Origin of the sequence: Pseudooceanicola sediminis, from assembly GCF_003575965.1 — a bacterium.
GTDB lineage: Bacteria > Pseudomonadota > Alphaproteobacteria > Rhodobacterales > Rhodobacteraceae > Pseudooceanicola > Pseudooceanicola sediminis.
Genome location: NZ_QWJJ01000005.1, coordinates 207390 through 223169, shown reverse-complemented (window position 1 = coordinate 223169; position 15780 = coordinate 207390). Strand labels below are relative to the sequence as shown.

Sequence of the window (15780 nt, the reverse complement as noted above, 5' to 3'; positions counted from 1 at the left end):
TTCCTTTTCCGGCGATCAGATCAGCACAGCGCCGATATAGCAGGCGTACAACAGGATCAGAATACCCCCGACCACGCGCGTGATATCCCGGCGAAAGAAAACGAAGGGCACCAGCAGCAGAGAGCTGGCCAGCATCACCGCAAAGTCGAATTGCAACTCGGGGATATCGACCGGGATGCGCCCGATCAGGGTGGTGACGCCGATGATGCCCAGCAGGTTGAACATGTTCGACCCGATCACGTTGCCAAGCGCCACGTCGGCCTGCTTGCGCAGGGCCGCCATCACCGTCGTCGCCAGCTCGGGCAGGGACGTCCCCACCGCGACCAGCGTCAAGCCGATCACGGTTTCGCTGACGCCGTAGTCGCGCGCGATGATCGAGGCGTTGGTGACCAGCAGTTGCGCCCCCAGCGGCAGACCGACCAGCCCGATGACCAGGAACAGGATCACCTTCCACCAGCGCATCGCGGGGTCCGCGCCCTCGACCTCGCCCTCGGGCAGGGCGCAGGGGGCACTGTCGGCATCGCGCTTGTGACGGATCACGTCACGCCCCTGATCGGCCAGGATCAGCGCCAGCATCGCCAGCATGATCAGCCCCGCCGTCAGATCCAGCGTGCCACGCAACGCCAGCCCGATGAACACCAGCGTCGCGACGATCATCGTGACATAGCTTTTGCGGCTGTCGTGTTCGCTGGTGTGCATCGTGGCAAGCAACGCCGGAACGCCCAGAACCAGCAGGATGTTCGCCGTGTTCGACCCCACCACGTTGCCAAGGGCCAGCCCGGGCTTGTTGTCCAGAACGGCCGAGATCGAGATCAGCAATTCCGGCGCCGAGGTGCCAAACGCCACGACCGTCAGGCTGACGATCAGCGCCGGGATGCCCATGCGCAGCGACAGGTTCACCGCGCCGCGCACCAACGCGTCACCGGCCAGCAGCAGGATCACAAGGCCCAGAACGGCCAATAGCCAAGGAAGCATTCGCGGGATTATCCCTTTTTGGATCGACAGGCACAGGGGCCCTTGCCGATCATGTACCGCCCGCACGTTGGGCACTTTTTACCGCTGACCTGTCCGGGCTTGCGCGCGCCCGGCTTTTTCTGCCCCGGCAGCGTCAGCTTGCCGAACATCGCCATGACGCCCATGCCGACCAGAAACAGGATGACAACCTTTACGACCACGTCACAGACCGAAACGGGCGTAGGCCGCCCGTTCTTCAACCGCGCTCAGGCCGTCGCTCAGCACCGATGCGCCAAGGCGGCTGATCAATCCGCGTTTCTTGCCGTAGGTGCGAAACCGTATCTTGTCGCCGAACCGGTCCTTCATTACCGGCACCAGGTGACCGATGCCGTCGATCAGGCCCCGCTCGACCGCCTTGCGGCCCAGCCACACCTTGCCGGTGAACATCTCTTCATCGGGCTTCAGCGCCGCGCCCCGCCGCGCCTTGACGTAGGAAATGAAGGTGCCGTGGATATCCTCCAGAAGGGTTTTCAGGCGGGCGACATCCTCTTCGCTTTCGGGGCGAAACGGGTCCAGCATGCTCTTGCTTTCGCCCGCCGTGTAGACGCGCCGCTCGATCCCTTGCCGCGCCAGAAAGACATGCGCGCCAAATCCGGCGGAAATCACCCCGATCGATCCCAGGATCGACCCCTCGTCGGCCAGAATCTCGTCTGCCGCACAGGCCAGCCAGTACCCGCCCGACGCGGCAACGTCCTCGACAAAGGCATAGACGGGGATCTGCTTTTCATCTGCCAGACGGCGGATGCGGGCGGCAATCAGCGACGATTGCACTGGCGATCCGCCCGGCGAATTGATCTTTAGCGCCACAGCCACTGGTTTGCCGCGCCGGAATGCCTTTTCGATGACGGGGGCCAGCGCCTCGTCGCTCAGCGGGCCGCGCGGGCCTGCGGAAATCATGCCGCCTAGGGCGATCACGGCCACCATCGGCGGCCGCTTCTTAAGGGGGTTCCATCTGCTCATGATGTTGGATGTAAGCGCCAGCCCCTCCGCAGGCAAGGCAACCGGGTGAGTGCCGTGGTAAAAACGTCGGCCACCCGCGGGAAAACGGCACACCGACGGCGCAGGTGGCACCACTGGCACGGTTGGCCCTGAGGGCAAGGCGCGCACATGCCCCGGCCTTTGGGGGCATCGTGGGGCGGCCATCGCTGCGGTCGGCGTGTCATGCCGCAGGCACCGACACCGCATCACCGGCTTGCGCGCCATCGTCATTCGGTGCCCCTGGAGGTAGGGCATGGAGCGGCATGTCGCCGGCCTGATCCCGCACCCGGAACGACGTCGCATCGGCATGGCGATCGGCCTGCGCATCGCCTCCCGAATGCTGTCCGCCGCCCTTGGTGCGCCGAGGGGGGGGCGAAATCCGCCGCAATCGACCCGGAACAATGTCCCGCGCCGGTTGGTTGATCAGGCAAGCCCTTGAATCCCGCTTTCCCGGCGTCGCAAGGAAGGATAGGAGAGGGATCATGACTCTGACACTGCCCAACTTACTGACGATCCTGCGGCTGCTTTGCGCGCCCGGCATCGCTCTGTGCTTTCTGTTGCTGCCCCGTCCCTTCGCGGATTGGTGGGCGGTGATCATCTTCATCCTTGCCTCCGCGACCGACTGGTTCGATGGCTACCTCGCGCGAAACCTCAACCAGGTCAGCAAGCTCGGCACCATGCTCGATCCCATCGCGGACAAGGCGATGGTCGTGATCGCGCTGATGGTCCTGGCGCATGTCTCGCCGCTGTCCGACCTGCTGATCCTGCCTGCGGCCGCGATCCTGTTCCGAGAGGTCTTTGTCTCGGGCCTGCGCGAATACCTTGGGGAAACCGCCGGGTTGCTCAAGGTGACCAGGCTTGCCAAGTGGAAAACCACGACCCAGATGGTTGCCATCGTGGTGTTGCTTGCCCAGGGTATTGCCGAACATCATCTCGGCAATGCCATGTTCGGCCTCGACACCGAATCGATGGACGGCATCCTGGCGGGCACCCAGCCGGATGATCTCAACCTGCGGATGCTCATGCTGCTGAACACATGGGCGACCTGGGGTGGCCTCGCGCTGATCTGGATCGCCGCGACGCTGACACTGATCACCGGCGCGGACTACTTTCTCAAGGCGCGCCCGCATCTGAAGGACGAATGATGGACGTTCTGTATTTTGCATGGGTGCGCGAACGCATCGGCCTGCCAAAGGAGCGTGTCGACACGTCTGCCGCCACCGTGATGGACCTGGTGCGGGAACTCAGCGCCCGCGAAGATCGCTATGCCCTGGCCTTTTCCGATCTGAGCGCGCTGCGCGTCGCCGTCGATCAGGAACTGTCTGATTTCGATGCACCGCTTGGCGGCGTACGAGAGGTCGCCTTTTTCCCGCCGATGACGGGGGGCTGATGGCGATGGCCGCGCCTGAAATCGATATCCGCGTCCAGGACGCCGCCTTCGATCCCGGTGCGCTGCTGTCGCAATTCACCCCCCATGCGGCGCGGGCCGGGGCAGGGGCGGTCATCAGCTTTACCGGGCTGGTGCGCGATCTGCCCGGGGCGACCGGCGGCCTGTCGCGCATGGTGATCGAACATTATCCCGGCATGACCGAAAAGGCGCTGCACGACATCGCGCAACAGGCGTCCTCTCGCTGGTCCCTCGGGCCGGTGCTGATCCTGCATCGCTTCGGTGCGCTGACGCCCGAGCAACCGATCATGATGGTCGCCACCGCCTCGGCGCATCGCGCCGACGCCTTTCTCGCCGCTGATTTCCTGATGGATTACCTCAAGAGCCGCGCGCCCTTCTGGAAAAAGGAATTCACCGCCGATGGCGCGGCGTGGGTCGCGGCCAAGGACAGTGACGAGGACGCGCTGTCACGCTGGCGCTGACACGCTATTTCTGGTGGATACGCTCGATGTAGGCGCGCAGTTCCTCTGCCTCCTGCCGGGCCTCGCGCAGGCCCTCCATCGCGGCGGCCAGCTCGGCATCGCTCTGGTTCAGCTGCGTCGACAGATCGGCCTCGCGCTGTTGGTAATAGGTGATCGCCTGGTCGCGGGTTTCCTCTGCGTCGTGCAGTTCCTGCGCCATCTTCTCCAGCTCGCCCATGTCCGATTTCGACACGCGGGTGAAACGATGGATCAGCCAGTACGAAAACCAGCCCATGCAGAATGCCACGAACAGGATGATCGCCGTGGCGATGATAAATTCCGTTCTGTTCACCTGTCAGTCCCCTGTGACCCACGGCATTGCGCCATGGGGAATTGATATTTCGCCGCGCCGACCCTCAGTCTTCGGGCAGGTCCTCTCCGGCGTCGGTGCCGGTCACGTCATCACCGGATTCGTCCCCGATCTCGTCGCCCGACCCGTCCATCTCCTCCTGGTCCGCGTCGCCAGATACGTCCGCGTCGCCCGACACGTCCACGTCGGTGCCGTCCTCCAGCAAGTTCGCCCCGCCGATGCCGCTTCCGACGATCATGCCATCGGCGGGCGCCGCGTTTGCGCCGGTCTCGTTCGTCGCGTCGGCCTGCTCGGCATCCTGCGCCAGACGGAACTCGATCCGCCGGTTTGCCTCGCGGCCCTCTTCGGTGGCGTTATCGGCAATCGGGTCCGCCTCGCCAAAGCCCTCTGCGGTAAAACTGGCGGTCAGCACGCGCCGCGTGCGCAATTCGTTCAGAACCGCCTGCGCCCGGCTTTCGCTCAGCGTCAGGTTCATCTCTTCGCGGCCCTGGCTGTCGGTGAACCCGGCGATTTCCAGCGGCAGATCGGGGCAGGTCTTCAACACCTCTGCAATCTGGTCCAGCAGGCCACGGCTGTCGCCCGTCACATTGGCCGAACCGGGCTCAAAGTTGATCTTGCTGTCTGCCTGAACCGCCACCAGCTGCGCCAGGCATTCCTGCGGCGTCGGCAGGGCGGCAAGGGGGTCCAGTTTCTCCTGGTAGGTCACGTTGATCTGAAAATCCGCGCCCTCGCCCAGGCGGCTGCCCAACATGCGCGCGATCTCGTTGCTGGCGTCCTGGTTGCCGGTATTGCCGCGAATGTCCACGGTGTCCGGGGTCACCGTCACCGACCCGTTCGCCAGATGCGACAGGGCATCCAGACCGGTCATCACCCGCACTGGCCAACCTTCTGGCAAACCCTCATCCAGCCGCGCGGCGGCATAGACGCTGTCGCTGCCGAAACGGGCCTTGGCCAGCGATTCCGTCGCGTTGCGCATCACCTCGTCGCTGACCCGCCCGCGCAGCTGCACCAACCCCTCGGGGCTCAGCGTGGCGGTGAACTCCGGCGTTCCCGTGGCTTTCTGGTCGGGCACCTCGGGCAGCACCGCATGCAGCGCATAGACGTCGGGCAGATCGTTTTCCAGCTCTCCGATCACCCGGTCGAACAGGGCCTGCGTCGTGCCCTCGGCGGCGATCAGGCTGATGTCGGCATCCGACACGGTCAGGCTGCCCCCGCCCAGTTCACCAATGGCCACGATCGCCATCGAGGTCGCACGACCCCAGTCAGAGGACGGCACGCCAAGGCCGATCACGCAGCGCCCCTGGTCCTGCATACCGGCGGTGCGCCCGGCCTCCAGGATCATGCGGCGCGCGCGCTCGGTGTCGGCGGAACAGGCGTCAAAGCGCGCGCCCTCGTCGTCGCGGACGAATCGCAGGGTAAAGGGCGCGATGATCGGCCGTGGTGCGCTGATCGACAGCATCAGCCGCATGTCGGGGTCGGCCCGACGGCGCAGATCGGCCTCCAGCGTGCGCTTCGCCTCGGGGCTGTCGCTCATCGCCGTGATCGACACGCGCTCGGCTGACAGCGAAATCTTGGAATGCGGCAGCGTGCGCAGGGCGTTGATGGCATAGGATACGGTTGCCTCCCAGCCTGCGGGCACGGCGTAATCCGCCGTTTGCAACAGGTCCGACACGTTGTCGACGCCACGCAGACGCGCCACCCGTTCGACCAGCGCGGTGCGGTCCGTGGTGCCCGGGATCAACCCGATCAACGAGATTTCGCCCTCGTTGCGCAGGATCTCGATGGAAAACTCCGGTGCCGCCAGGCCGGTGCTGGCCTGCACCTGCATATGGTCGATCACCCGGCTGGCCTCGACCACGGAACTGGCAACCGACTTTGCGCGAAACCGCAGGGCTTCGGTCGGGGCAATGCCGCTCAGCCGTACCTGCAAGCCGTCGGCGCGCACTTCTGCCCAACCGAGCTCGGATTGATCCAGCGACCGTCGCACATCGGTTTCCGATGCGCTCTCGACAAGATCCACGGCGAACCCGGCAACCACCAGGCTGCCCGCGGCGGCGGCAAGAAAGGATCCGGTCAGGATCAGGATCGAGGACAGACGCATCAGGCGGGGTCCGGGATAGTTGACAGTTGCACAGTGTCTAGACGGCGAAACCGGGCGTGGCAATCAGACCAGAATGGCGACGGCGAAAAACGGCAGGGCCAGCAGACCGGCATCCCGGTTGGACCGGAACAGCCGCAAAAGCACGTCGAAATCCGTGTCGTCATAGGTTTTCAGCTGCCACAGCATATGCGCGCCAAAGGCCCAGGCCCCCGCCAGCGCGATCACGATGCCGAGAGGCGACGCCCCCGGCAGCAGCGCCGCCAGGATGGCCAGCGACATCAGCGCGACACTGGCGATCAGGAACCGCGCCAGCCACTGTGGCGTGCGTTCCATGAACAGGCGGGCGGTGGATTTCACGCCGATCAGCGCGTCGTCTTCCTTGTCCTGGTGGGCATAGATGGTGTCATAGAACAGCGTCCAGGCAATGCCGGCGACATACAGGATCACCGGTGCCACGCTCAGACTGCCCGCATGGGCCGCCCAGGCCAACAGCGCGCCCCAGTTGAAGGCCAGCCCCAGGAACACCTGCGGCCACCAGGTAAAGCGTTTGGCAAACGGATAGATCGCGACGGGCAGGATCGACACGAACCCCAGCACGATCGCCGCCACCGGGAAGGTCAGCAGGATGAAAAAGGCGATCAGCGCCTGCGCCGCCATCCAGGCAACCGCCTGTTTCACGCTGACCTGTCCGGACGGGATGGGCCGCGACCGTGTGCGTGCCACGGCAGCATCGAATTCCCGGTCGGTGATGTCGTTCCACGTGCAGCCCGCGCCGCGCATCAGGCAGGCCCCCAGCCCGCAACCGACAAAGATCCACAGGTCCTGCCAGCGCGGCTGCCCGTCGGCGGCGATGGCCAGAAACAGCCCCCACCAGCACGGCAACAGCAGCAACCACGTCCCGATGGGGCGGTCGGCACGGCTCAGGCGCAGATAGGGGCGCGTCGCGGGCGGCGCCAGCCGGTCGACCCAGTTGCCACGGACCGCATCCGCAACCTGCCCCTCGGACGTGCTGGACTCTGGTGTCGCTTGGCGATGGGTCATATGTAGGCCTCATGGAAACTGCAAAGATCAGGCTCTGTGTAGAGCACCCCTTGGGTAAAGGGCAAACCGTTCCGCTCGACCGGGACCAGGCGCATTACCTTTTCGGCGTCATGCGGCAGACGACGGGCGCGGCCATTGCCCTGTTCAACGGTCGCGACGGCGAATGGCAGGCCGAGGTGATCGAGGCAGGCAAGCGCGGCGGTGTGCTGCTGTGCCGCGACCGCTCTAAGCCGCAGGGCGCGCCTGCCGACGTCTGGCTTCTGTTCGCCCCGATCAAGAAGGCCCGCACCGACTTCATCGTCGAAAAGGCCGCCGAGATGGGGGCGGCCCGCATCCTGCCCGTGCAGACCGATTTCACCAATGCCGAACGTATCCGCCGTGACCGGCTTCAGGCCCATGCGGTCGAGGCGGCGGAACAATGCGGCAATACCTACGTGGCCGAGGTCGACGATCTGACCAGGCTCGACCGCCTGCTCTCGGACTGGCCCGACGACCGCCGCCTGATGTTCTGCGACGAGGCGCTTGCCGAAACGGATGCCGCGCAAAACGGCCTGACCGGCGCGCCGCGCGGCCCCTGGGCCATCCTCATCGGACCCGAGGGCGGCTTTTCACCGGCGGAACGGACACGGCTGCGCAGCCTCCCCTTTGCCCATTCGGTCCAACTCGGCCCCCGCATCCTGCGCGCCGACACCGCCGCCGTCGCGGCCCTCGCCCTCTGGCAGGCGGCGCTGGGGGATTGGTCGTGATCGGGGTCCGCCCGCAGGCCCGCCGCGCCATCACCCGCTGGCGCGAGGCGCTGCTGGGCGCGCTCGTTGCCGCCGTCGGGCTGTGGTGGATGCTGATCAGCTACGGCCTGGTGTTCTGGATCAGTGCGGTCATCCTGATCGCCGGACTGGCCATGACCATCGCGGGGGTTCAGCGTGGCCGCTTTCGCACATTGGCAGGCGGCCCCGGCGTCGTGCGCATCGACGAAGGCCAGATCGGCTATTTCGGCCCCTTCACCGGCGGTGCGGTGGCCCTGTCGGAAATCACCTGCCTGACGCTCGACCCCACCGTCACGCCGCCCCTCTGGAAATTATCACAAATTGGTCAACCGGATGTCCTGATCCCGCTGAACGCCGAAGGCGCCGACGGGCTTTTCGATGTTTTTGCGGCACTTCCGGGCATCAGCACCTCCAAACTGGTCGCCCAGGTGCAGCGTGCGGTTTCCGGGCAGCAGCCCGCGCCTGTCGTCATCTGGCAACGCCGCCAGCGCTGGCTCCATTGACACGCTCCCCATTTCAGAACAGACCTAGGTCCCTCGGGCCGGGGTCCTCCCGGTCGGGCCGGTACTTCAGACCTGTGACCCTTGACCCATAAACGACGCGGAGATCCCCCCAATGTCCATCCCACAATCCGGTGGCGGCCCGATCGAGCGGCAGGAGCAACTGGCCGAATACCTGGCAGAGGGCTGCAAGCCCCGCGAAGACTGGCGCATTGGCACCGAGCATGAAAAGTTCGGCTATTGCAAAGACAGCCTGAAACCACTGCCCTACGAGGGGGACCGCTCCATCGTTGCCGTGCTTCAGGGGCTGCGCGACCGCTTCGGCTGGGCGCCGGTCGAAGAGGGCGGCAAGCTGATCGGCCTGACCAAGAACGACGCCAACGTCAGCCTTGAACCCGGCGGCGCCCTCGAACTCTCCGGTGCTCCGCTGGAAACCATTCACCAGACCTGCGACGAGGTGAACGACCACCTGCGCGAGGTAAAGACCATCGCGGACGAAATCGGCGTCGGCTTCATCGGCCTCGGCGCCGCCCCGATCTGGCAGCACGAAGAGATGCCGCTGATGCCCAAGGGCCGCTACAAGCTGATGGACAGCTACATGCAAAAGGTCGGCACCATGGGCACCACCATGATGCGCCGCACCTGTACCGTGCAGGTCAACCTCGACTTCGGGTCCGAACCCGACATGGTCAAGAAAATGCGCGTGGCCCTTGCGCTGCAACCCCTCGCCAATGCCCTCTTCGCCAATTCGCCGTTTTTCGAGGGCAGGCCGAATGGCGTCAAAAGCTATCGTGGCCTTGTCTGGCGCAACCTCGATTCTGCGCGCACCGGCATGTTGCCCTTTGTCTTCGACGAAGGCTTCGGTTTTGAATCCTACGTGCAATACGCCCTCGATGTGCCGATGTACTTTGTCTACCGCGATGGCAAGTACATCGATGCGCTGGGCCAGTCGTTCCGCGATTTCCTCAAGGGCGAACTGCCCGCGCTGCCGGGCGAAAAGCCGACCCTGTCGGATTGGGCCGATCACCTGACGACGCTGTTCCCCGAGGCGCGCCTGAAAAAGTTCATCGAAATGCGCGGGGCCGATGGCGGCCCGTGGCGCCGTCTCTGCGCGCTGCCTGCCTTCTGGGTCGGGCTGATGTACGATGACGGCGCGCTCGACGCGGCGTGGGATCTGGTCAAGGGCTGGACCGCGCCACAGCGTGACGCGATGCGCATCGCCGCCTCCGAACAGGGCCTTCAGGCCAATGTCGACGGCATCTCGATGCACGACCTCGCGCGCGAGGTTCTGGACATTGCCGATGCCGGTCTCAAGGCCCGTGCCCGCCCCGGCGCCGGTGGCCTGATCCCGGACGAAACGCACTTCCTCAACGCGCTCAAGGAAAGCGTCGACACCGGCAAGGTAATGGCCGACGAATTGCTCGATCTCTACAACGGGCCGTGGAAACACAACGTGACCCGCGTGTTCAAGGATTACAGCTACTGAGACCGACAGCGGAGGAGGGGGGCGGCCCGCGTTCGCCTCGCCTTCAACCGCCGGCCCCCCCCAACTGCGCTAACGCCACCGTCACAGTCGCGGCATCTGATCCGGGGCGGAAAGGGGGGCGCGCATCGGCCAGAGACGGACCTCCCCCATTCTATCGACGTGGGTCTTTTCATGGTGAGGGGCCGTCCCGGCCCAGAGCTCGGACGGCCCCAGGCCAATGCGGTCATGCGCCCGGCCTGGCGAAAATCGCACCGCCCGGATACCGACGTAGGTACCGTTCGGATACCGACGTGACTTTTTGAATGTTTTCAGGCTGTTCGGCGGTTTTTGCCCGCCCTGCCCATTCTCTGATACCGACAGCGTCATCGCCACCCTGTGCGTCACTGTCCTGACACTGGCGTACAGCCCCGTTTGGCGGGGGATTTCATCGAAACCCGGCGAAACCCGCGCGTGGTCTGATCAGCTCTTCCTGTTGCCGATCCGCGGTTCCTCGCCCGTCATCAGCCGCTCGATATTGGCGCGATGGCGGATAAAGATCAGCAATGCCAACAGGATACACAGCAGCGCCATGTCGGTATGACCGAACAGCACCGACCAACCCGCGCTCAGCGCCGCCGCGATCAATGCCGACAGAGACGAATACCGCGTCACGGCGGCCACGACGGCCCATGTCGCGCAGGAGGCCAGCCCGACGGGCCAGAACAGCGCCAGCAACGTGCCCAGGTAGGTCGCCACGCCCTTGCCGCCGCGAAAGCCCAGCCAGATCGGAAAGCAATGCCCCAGAAAGGCAGCAAAACCAGCCAGTTGCACCGCATCCTCCGGTGCCAGAGCCCGCGCGATCAGCACCGCCGCCGCGCCTTTTCCGCTGTCCAGGATCAGCGTCAGCAGCGCTGCCGTCTTGTTTCCGGTGCGCAAGACGTTCGTCGCCCCGATATTGCCCGACCCGATCTCGCGCAGGTCACCCAGCCCGAAGGCGCGGGTGATCACGATCCCGAACGGGATCGACCCCAGCAGGTATCCCAGCACCGCCGCCAGCAGCAGCGTCAGCGGCGAAGAGACGATCTCGGGTGTCATTAAACCAAGCATTACAACGGCTTCCCATGTACCTGTTGCCCACCAACCCAGGTGGCGCGTACCCGCCCCTGCATCCGGGCACTGTCAAACGGTGTGTTCTTCGACTTTGAAAGCATCGCGAACCGATCCAGCACAAAGGGCGCATGCGGGTCGAACAGCACCAGGTCCGCCGGTGCGCCGACGGCCAAACGCCCGGTGTCCAATCCCAGGAGTTTTGATGGGTTCAGCGACAACGCCCTGAAAAGCGTAGGTAAATCCAGATCGCCCGCATGGACCAGACGCATCGCGGCAGGCAGCAAAGTCTCCAAGGCGACGGCCCCGCTGGCGGCTTCCTCGAAGGGCAGGCGCTTGCTTTCCTCGTCTTGTGGGGTGTGCATGGACGAGATGATGTCGATCAGACCCGATGCCACGGCGGCCACAACCGCCTGCCTGTCGTCTTCGGAGCGCAGAGGTGGCTTGACCTTGAAGAAAGTCCGATAATCCGCCACGTCGTATTCGTTCAGCGTCAGATGGTGTATCGATACGCCTGCCGTCACGGCCAGCCCGTTTTTGCGGGCACGCTCCAGCGCCGGCAGGGCACGGGCCGTGGTCACCTGGTCAAAGTGGTACCGGACCCCCGTCATCTCGATCAGCGATACATCGCGGTCGATGCCCATCCGCTCCGCCATCGGCGACACGGCAGGCAGGCCGCGCAGGGCGGCAAACTTGCCCGAGGTCGCGCAGGCGCCTGCCGACAGGCCCGGTTCCTGAATATGCCCTATGACCAACGCGTTACGTGCCTTTGCATAGGTCAGGGCGCGGGTCAGGACCTTGGTGTCGGTGATCACGTGATCGCAATCGGTAAAGGCGACAGCCCCCGCGTCCAGCAGAAATCCGATCTCGGTCATCTCGCGTCCGTTGCGGCCCTTGGTCAGCGCGGCCATAGGCAGCACGCGCACCGGCGCATCCTCGCGTCCGCGTCGCGCAACGAATTCCAGCGTTTCAGGGCTGTCGATGGCAGGATGGGTATCAGGGCGGGTGACGATCGTCGTGACACCGCCCGCCGCCGCCGCGCGCCCCGCAGTTCCAAAGCTTTCCTTGTGCCGCTCTCCCGGCTCACAGACCTTGACGCCGATATCCACGATGCCCGGCGCAAGGCACAAGCCTCTGCAATCAAACACTTCATCGACGTCGGTGGCATCGACTGCATCCCCTAGGCTGAGGATCACACCTTCTCCGATCAGCAAACTGCCCTCGGTCTCCGTGCCTGCTTCGGGATCGATCAATAGGACATTGGTGAGGAGGGTGGTGGTCATCGGCAGGCCCTTGCGTTCCGGGGTGGCGTTCCGGGGTCCGCTATAAAGCATGTCGACGTCGGGGTGTAGGCGGGAAATGGTAGCGATGGCAGCGCGCGTTTGATCACGACCGCTGGCCGAGTGCGACGTCAGAGCACGGACAACCCGATCGCAACAAGCGCCAGCACAACACCGACACCGATTACCAAAGATGCGATCCAGGCCTTGCTGCGTGGCATCGGGGCGGTTGCACCCGTCAGCACCGGGGGGATCACACCGCTTGCCGATTGCGCGGTCAGCGGCATCATTCCGACCTCGGTGCGGGTCAACAGGTATTTCCCGACATAGCTGATGCCGCGTGGCAACAGGATCCGGCTTTCGCCGGCTTCGGCAAGCCGCCCGCGCAGCAGGATCACCGGGCTGCGCAGCGCATCGAGGTTCATCTTGTCGCGCCCCACGGCCTCTTCATTCAGGCCGAGGCCCTGCGTCAGATAGCCCGACAGGCCTATACCCTCCAGGTCCGCTGGATTGACCAGCTCGACCTCTCCCGCCATGTCATCGGACAGCCCGAGCAACGAGGCCGCCGTGCGCCCGGCAGATCCGTTCAGCCGCTTGGGCGACATGATCGCGGCGACTTCGGGGGCTTCGGGGTCGGTGGCCAGAACATAGATGGCATCGCGATCAGCGGGGCTTACGGTCAGGCTCATCTAATGGGTCTCCTGCGGGAAGATTATCGGGCGCATGACGCGCCGTTGCAGGCTAAACCCACGCAGGTGCCGACGGGTTCCGCGCCTGCAGGGCCGTTGTTCAGGCGGCGTCGCTGGCTGCCGCCCTGCGTTCCCGCAGATTGCGCGCCAGCAGATCCATTGCCGCCATACGCACCGCGACGCCCATTTCCACCTGATCCTGGATGACAGACCGGTTGATGTCGTCTGCGATGCTGCCATCGATCTCGACACCTCGGTTCATCGGGCCGGGGTGCATGACGATTGCATCCTCCTTTGCATGGGCCAGCTTTTCGGCGTCCAGGCCGTAGAGATGGTAATACTCGCGCTCGGACGGGATAAAGCCGCCGTCCATACGCTCCTTCTGAAGACGCAGCATCATCACCACATCAACGTCGCGCAGCCCTTCTTCCATGTTTTCATAAACTTCACAGCCAAGTTCAGCGAATGCCGAGGGCACAAGCGTCGGTGGGCCGATCAGACGGATGCGGTTTTCCATCTTGTGCAGCAGCAGCATGTTCGACCGCGCCACACGGCTGTGTGCGATGTCGCCGCAAATGGCGATGTTCAGGCGGTGCAAACGGCCCTTGGTGCGGCGGATGGTCAAGGCATCCAGCAGCGCCTGCGTGGGGTGTTCGTGGCGCCCGTCACCGGCATTCAGCACGGCGCAGTTCACCTTCTGGCTCAGCAGGTCGACGGCGCCTGAATGGGGGTGGCGCACGACCAGCAGATCCGGGTGCATCGCGTTCAGCGTCATCGCCGTGTCGATCAGGGTTTCCCCTTTCTTGATCGACGATGCCTGCATCGCCATGTTCATCACGTCTGCACCCAGGCGTTTGCCGGCCAGCTCGAAACTGGCCTGCGTGCGGGTCGAATTTTCGAAGAACATGTTGATCTGGGTCAGGCCGTTGAGCGCATCGCCGTGCTTTTCGGCGGCGCGGTTCAAGGCGACGTATTCGTCCGACAGATCCAGCAGGGTGGTGATTTCATCGGGTGCAAGCTGTTCGATGCCGAGAAGGTGGTTCTGGCGGAAGCTCATGGGCTCTCTCCCCGGTGCGCGCCCACAGACGGGCGTCGTTGTGTTTCGACCCGCTTATACGCCTCCGCAGAGGCCGAGGTCCAGCGATGGGATGGATCCGACCCGGATCGCGCTTCCGCCCGCAGACGCGGCGCGATACTGTACCCCCATGGAATCGGCGCTTGAATGGGATCTGGCCCGCACCCTGCTGGAATGGCAGGTGGAGCTGGGCGTTGACGAGTGCATCGGGGAAGCCCCGGTGAACCGGTTCGAACTTGCGCCCGAAGCACCTGCGAAACCGGCACGGGCCGCGGCGCAGGTGCGCCATGCCCCCGAGGAAGTTCGCGAGCGTCTTGAGGTCGATGCGGTCGATGTCGCGCGCCAGGCGGCGCAGTCGGCAGGGTCGCTGGACGCGTTGCGGACGGCGCTCGACGCGTACGACCATTGCGAGCTGCGCCTTGGGGCGCGCAACCTGGTGTTCGCGGATGGCGTGCCCGGCGCGCGGGTGATGATCCTTGGCGAAGCGCCGGGACGCGACGAGGATCGCGAAGGAAGACCATTCGTCGGTCGGGCTGGTCAGCTGCTGGACAAGATGCTGGCGGCCATCGGCCTTTCGCGCACCGCCGAAGACGTTTCCCGCGCGGTCTATATCACCAATGTTCTGCCTTGGCGGCCACCGCAGAACCGTGATCCGAAACCAGAAGAAATCGCGATGATGCTGCCGTTCCTGCAAAAACACGTGGCATTGGCAAAGCCCGATGTGCTTGTGCTGATGGGCAACATTTCCTGCCAGGCGGCACTAGGCCAGCGTGGCATCCTCAAACTGCGCGGTCACTGGTCCGAGGCATTCGGGCTTCCGGCGCTGCCGATGACACATCCCGCATACCTGTTGCGCCAGCCTCATGCGAAACGCGAGGCATGGGCGGATCTGTTGTCGCTCAGTGCACGGTTGGGGCAGGGGCGGTGATGGCACTCGATTGGCTCGTCCTGCTGACATTCGTGCCCGCATCGCTGGCGCTGAACGTGACGCCGGGCGCCGACATGATGTTCTGTGTCGGGCAGGGCGTGCGATCTGGTGCCGGAGCGGCATGGAAAGGAAGTGCAGGGGTCGCGGTCGGGGGGCTGATCCACGCGCTGGTCGCCGGGCTTGGCGTCGGGGCGATCGTCGCTGCGCATCCCGTTGCCTTCGATGCGATCCGCTGGGTCGGTGCGGCCTATCTGCTGTGGATGGCGTGGCAGATCCTGCGGTCCAAGGCCCGGCCAGGGGGGGCGGAGGCTTCGGCGGGGCGACCGTTTCGCGACGGATTGTTGGTAAACCTTTCGAATCCCAAGGTGATCTTGTTCATCCTTGCCTTCGTGCCGCAGTTCGTTGATCCGACACAGCCTGTATTGCCGCAGTTCCTGATCTTCGGGGCGGTGCTGTCGTTGGGCGGGCTGATCATCAACGGCGTCGTCGGTGCACTTGCAGGGCGGCTGCAACAGCGCTTTGTCCGCGGCGCACGGGGGACGCGATGGATGCAGCGGATCTCGGCTGCGATCTTTGCCGGGCTGGCGCTGCGCCTGATCCTCTTGCAACGGAGCTGACGA

18 protein-coding genes are annotated in these 15780 nt (G+C 64.8%); 8 read left to right on the top strand and 10 right to left on the bottom strand.

Features of this window, described 5'->3' with window-relative positions:
* Nucleotides 1-15 precede the first annotated feature (15 nt).
* Genes DL237_RS07485 through DL237_RS07475 form a run of 3 tightly spaced genes read right to left on the bottom strand, consistent with a single transcriptional unit; the run spans nucleotide 16 to nucleotide 1974 of the window.
* Nucleotides 16-975: a calcium/sodium antiporter gene (locus DL237_RS07485; protein ID WP_119398430.1), complete on the bottom strand. Its 960-nt coding sequence runs from the start codon at nucleotides 973-975 to the stop codon at nucleotides 16-18.
* Between the two features lie 8 nt (nucleotides 976-983).
* Nucleotides 984-1175, bottom strand: coding sequence for a hypothetical protein (locus DL237_RS20835; protein WP_119398429.1), 192 nt, complete (start codon nucleotides 1173-1175; stop codon nucleotides 984-986).
* Between the two features lies 1 nt (nucleotide 1176).
* Nucleotides 1177-1974, bottom strand: a complete 798-nt coding sequence (locus DL237_RS07475; RefSeq protein WP_119398428.1) for a S49 family peptidase — start codon at nucleotides 1972-1974, stop codon at nucleotides 1177-1179.
* A gap of 500 nt (nucleotides 1975-2474) precedes the next feature.
* Between DL237_RS07475 and pgsA the strand changes: the two genes are divergently transcribed.
* The 3 genes from pgsA to DL237_RS07455 are packed head-to-tail and all read left to right on the top strand — an operon-like array spanning nucleotide 2475 to nucleotide 3861.
* Nucleotides 2475-3137 carry a CDP-diacylglycerol--glycerol-3-phosphate 3-phosphatidyltransferase gene (gene pgsA / locus DL237_RS07465; protein ID WP_119398426.1) on the top strand — a complete coding sequence of 221 codons (663 nt, stop codon included), beginning with the start codon at nucleotides 2475-2477 and terminating at the stop codon, nucleotides 3135-3137.
* Entirely contained in the window at nucleotides 3137-3382 is a 246-nt protein-coding gene (gene moaD / locus DL237_RS07460; protein ID WP_119398425.1) for a molybdopterin converting factor subunit 1, read from the top strand. The genes pgsA and moaD overlap by 1 nt, the downstream gene beginning before the upstream one ends.
* Nucleotides 3383-3402: 20 nt before the next feature.
* Nucleotides 3403-3861 (top strand): molybdenum cofactor biosynthesis protein MoaE, encoded by a 459-nt coding sequence (locus DL237_RS07455; protein WP_119398500.1) that lies wholly within the window; start codon nucleotides 3403-3405, stop codon nucleotides 3859-3861.
* Between the two features lie 4 nt (nucleotides 3862-3865).
* On the opposite strand, the gene DL237_RS07450 is transcribed toward DL237_RS07455, so the two are convergent.
* The 3 genes from DL237_RS07450 to ubiA form a co-directional block, all read right to left on the bottom strand.
* Nucleotides 3866-4192 (bottom strand): hypothetical protein, encoded by a 327-nt coding sequence (locus DL237_RS07450; RefSeq protein WP_119398424.1) that lies wholly within the window; start codon nucleotides 4190-4192, stop codon nucleotides 3866-3868.
* Nucleotides 4193-4256: 64 nt separating this feature from the next.
* Complete coding sequence (locus DL237_RS07445; protein WP_119398423.1) at nucleotides 4257-6311, bottom strand: OmpA family protein; 2055 nt, start codon at nucleotides 6309-6311, stop codon at nucleotides 4257-4259.
* Between the two features lie 63 nt (nucleotides 6312-6374).
* The gene (gene ubiA, locus DL237_RS07440) at nucleotides 6375-7352 is read right to left on the bottom strand and encodes a 4-hydroxybenzoate octaprenyltransferase (protein WP_119398422.1); all 978 of its coding nucleotides are present in this window, start codon (nucleotides 7350-7352) and stop codon (nucleotides 6375-6377) included.
* A gap of 11 nt (nucleotides 7353-7363) precedes the next feature.
* Here ubiA and DL237_RS07435 point away from each other — a divergent pair, with 11 nt between their 5' ends.
* From DL237_RS07435 to DL237_RS07425, 3 genes are all read left to right on the top strand, one after another.
* Complete coding sequence (locus DL237_RS07435; protein ID WP_119398421.1) at nucleotides 7364-8098, top strand: 16S rRNA (uracil(1498)-N(3))-methyltransferase; 735 nt, start codon at nucleotides 7364-7366, stop codon at nucleotides 8096-8098.
* The gene (locus tag DL237_RS07430; protein ID WP_119398499.1) at nucleotides 8095-8619 is read left to right on the top strand and encodes a hypothetical protein; all 525 of its coding nucleotides are present in this window, start codon (nucleotides 8095-8097) and stop codon (nucleotides 8617-8619) included. Before DL237_RS07435 ends, DL237_RS07430 begins: the two co-directional genes overlap by 4 nt.
* Nucleotides 8620-8731: 112 nt before the next feature.
* Nucleotides 8732-10102: a glutamate--cysteine ligase gene (locus DL237_RS07425; protein ID WP_119398420.1), complete on the top strand. Its 1371-nt coding sequence runs from the start codon at nucleotides 8732-8734 to the stop codon at nucleotides 10100-10102.
* Between the two features lie 459 nt (nucleotides 10103-10561).
* Here the strand turns inward: DL237_RS07425 and plsY are convergent, their stop codons facing one another.
* The 4 genes from plsY to DL237_RS07400 all read right to left on the bottom strand — a co-directional run bounded on the left by plsY (nucleotide 10562) and on the right by DL237_RS07400 (nucleotide 14214).
* Nucleotides 10562-11176 (bottom strand): glycerol-3-phosphate 1-O-acyltransferase PlsY, encoded by a 615-nt coding sequence (gene plsY, locus DL237_RS07415; protein WP_119398418.1) that lies wholly within the window; start codon nucleotides 11174-11176, stop codon nucleotides 10562-10564.
* An 11-nt stretch (nucleotides 11177-11187) separates the two neighbouring features.
* Nucleotides 11188-12471, bottom strand: coding sequence for a dihydroorotase (pyrC, locus tag DL237_RS07410; RefSeq protein WP_119398417.1), 1284 nt, complete (start codon nucleotides 12469-12471; stop codon nucleotides 11188-11190).
* Between the two features lie 128 nt (nucleotides 12472-12599).
* The gene (locus DL237_RS07405; protein WP_119398416.1) at nucleotides 12600-13157 is read right to left on the bottom strand and encodes a hypothetical protein; all 558 of its coding nucleotides are present in this window, start codon (nucleotides 13155-13157) and stop codon (nucleotides 12600-12602) included.
* A 100-nt stretch (nucleotides 13158-13257) separates the two neighbouring features.
* The gene (locus tag DL237_RS07400; RefSeq protein WP_119398415.1) at nucleotides 13258-14214 is read right to left on the bottom strand and encodes an aspartate carbamoyltransferase catalytic subunit; all 957 of its coding nucleotides are present in this window, start codon (nucleotides 14212-14214) and stop codon (nucleotides 13258-13260) included.
* 148 nt (nucleotides 14215-14362) lie between these two features.
* Here DL237_RS07400 and DL237_RS07395 point away from each other — a divergent pair, with 148 nt between their 5' ends.
* Entirely contained in the window at nucleotides 14363-15160 is a 798-nt protein-coding gene (locus tag DL237_RS07395) for a uracil-DNA glycosylase (RefSeq protein ID WP_119398498.1), read from the top strand.
* Nucleotides 15160-15777 (top strand): LysE family translocator, encoded by a 618-nt coding sequence (locus DL237_RS07390; protein WP_119398414.1) that lies wholly within the window; start codon nucleotides 15160-15162, stop codon nucleotides 15775-15777. Before DL237_RS07395 ends, DL237_RS07390 begins: the two co-directional genes overlap by 1 nt.
* Nucleotides 15778-15780: the final 3 nt, after the last annotated feature.

Excerpts from the sequence above, each read along its gene's own strand:
- DL237_RS07485 (WP_119398430.1), bottom strand. The coding sequence starts at position 975 with ATGCTTCCTTGGCTATTGGCCGTTCTGGGCCTTGTGATCCTGCTGCTG.
- DL237_RS07475 (WP_119398428.1), bottom strand. The coding sequence starts at position 1,974 with ATGAGCAGATGGAACCCCCTTAAGAAGCGGCCGCCGATGGTGGCCGTG.
- pgsA (WP_119398426.1), top strand. The coding sequence starts at position 2,475 with ATGACTCTGACACTGCCCAACTTACTGACGATCCTGCGGCTGCTTTGC.
- moaD (WP_119398425.1), top strand. The coding sequence starts at position 3,137 with ATGGACGTTCTGTATTTTGCATGGGTGCGCGAACGCATCGGCCTGCCA.
- DL237_RS07445 (WP_119398423.1), bottom strand. The coding sequence starts at position 6,311 with ATGCGTCTGTCCTCGATCCTGATCCTGACCGGATCCTTTCTTGCCGCC.
- ubiA (WP_119398422.1), bottom strand. The coding sequence starts at position 7,352 with ATGACCCATCGCCAAGCGACACCAGAGTCCAGCACGTCCGAGGGGCAG.
- DL237_RS07435 (WP_119398421.1), top strand. The coding sequence starts at position 7,364 with ATGGAAACTGCAAAGATCAGGCTCTGTGTAGAGCACCCCTTGGGTAAA.
- DL237_RS07425 (WP_119398420.1), top strand. The coding sequence starts at position 8,732 with ATGTCCATCCCACAATCCGGTGGCGGCCCGATCGAGCGGCAGGAGCAA.
- plsY (WP_119398418.1), bottom strand. The coding sequence starts at position 11,176 with ATGACACCCGAGATCGTCTCTTCGCCGCTGACGCTGCTGCTGGCGGCG.
- pyrC (WP_119398417.1), bottom strand. The coding sequence starts at position 12,471 with ATGACCACCACCCTCCTCACCAATGTCCTATTGATCGATCCCGAAGCA.
- DL237_RS07405 (WP_119398416.1), bottom strand. The coding sequence starts at position 13,157 with ATGAGCCTGACCGTAAGCCCCGCTGATCGCGATGCCATCTATGTTCTG.
- DL237_RS07400 (WP_119398415.1), bottom strand. The coding sequence starts at position 14,214 with ATGAGCTTCCGCCAGAACCACCTTCTCGGCATCGAACAGCTTGCACCC.
- DL237_RS07395 (WP_119398498.1), top strand. The coding sequence starts at position 14,363 with ATGGAATCGGCGCTTGAATGGGATCTGGCCCGCACCCTGCTGGAATGG.
- DL237_RS07390 (WP_119398414.1), top strand. The coding sequence starts at position 15,160 with ATGGCACTCGATTGGCTCGTCCTGCTGACATTCGTGCCCGCATCGCTG.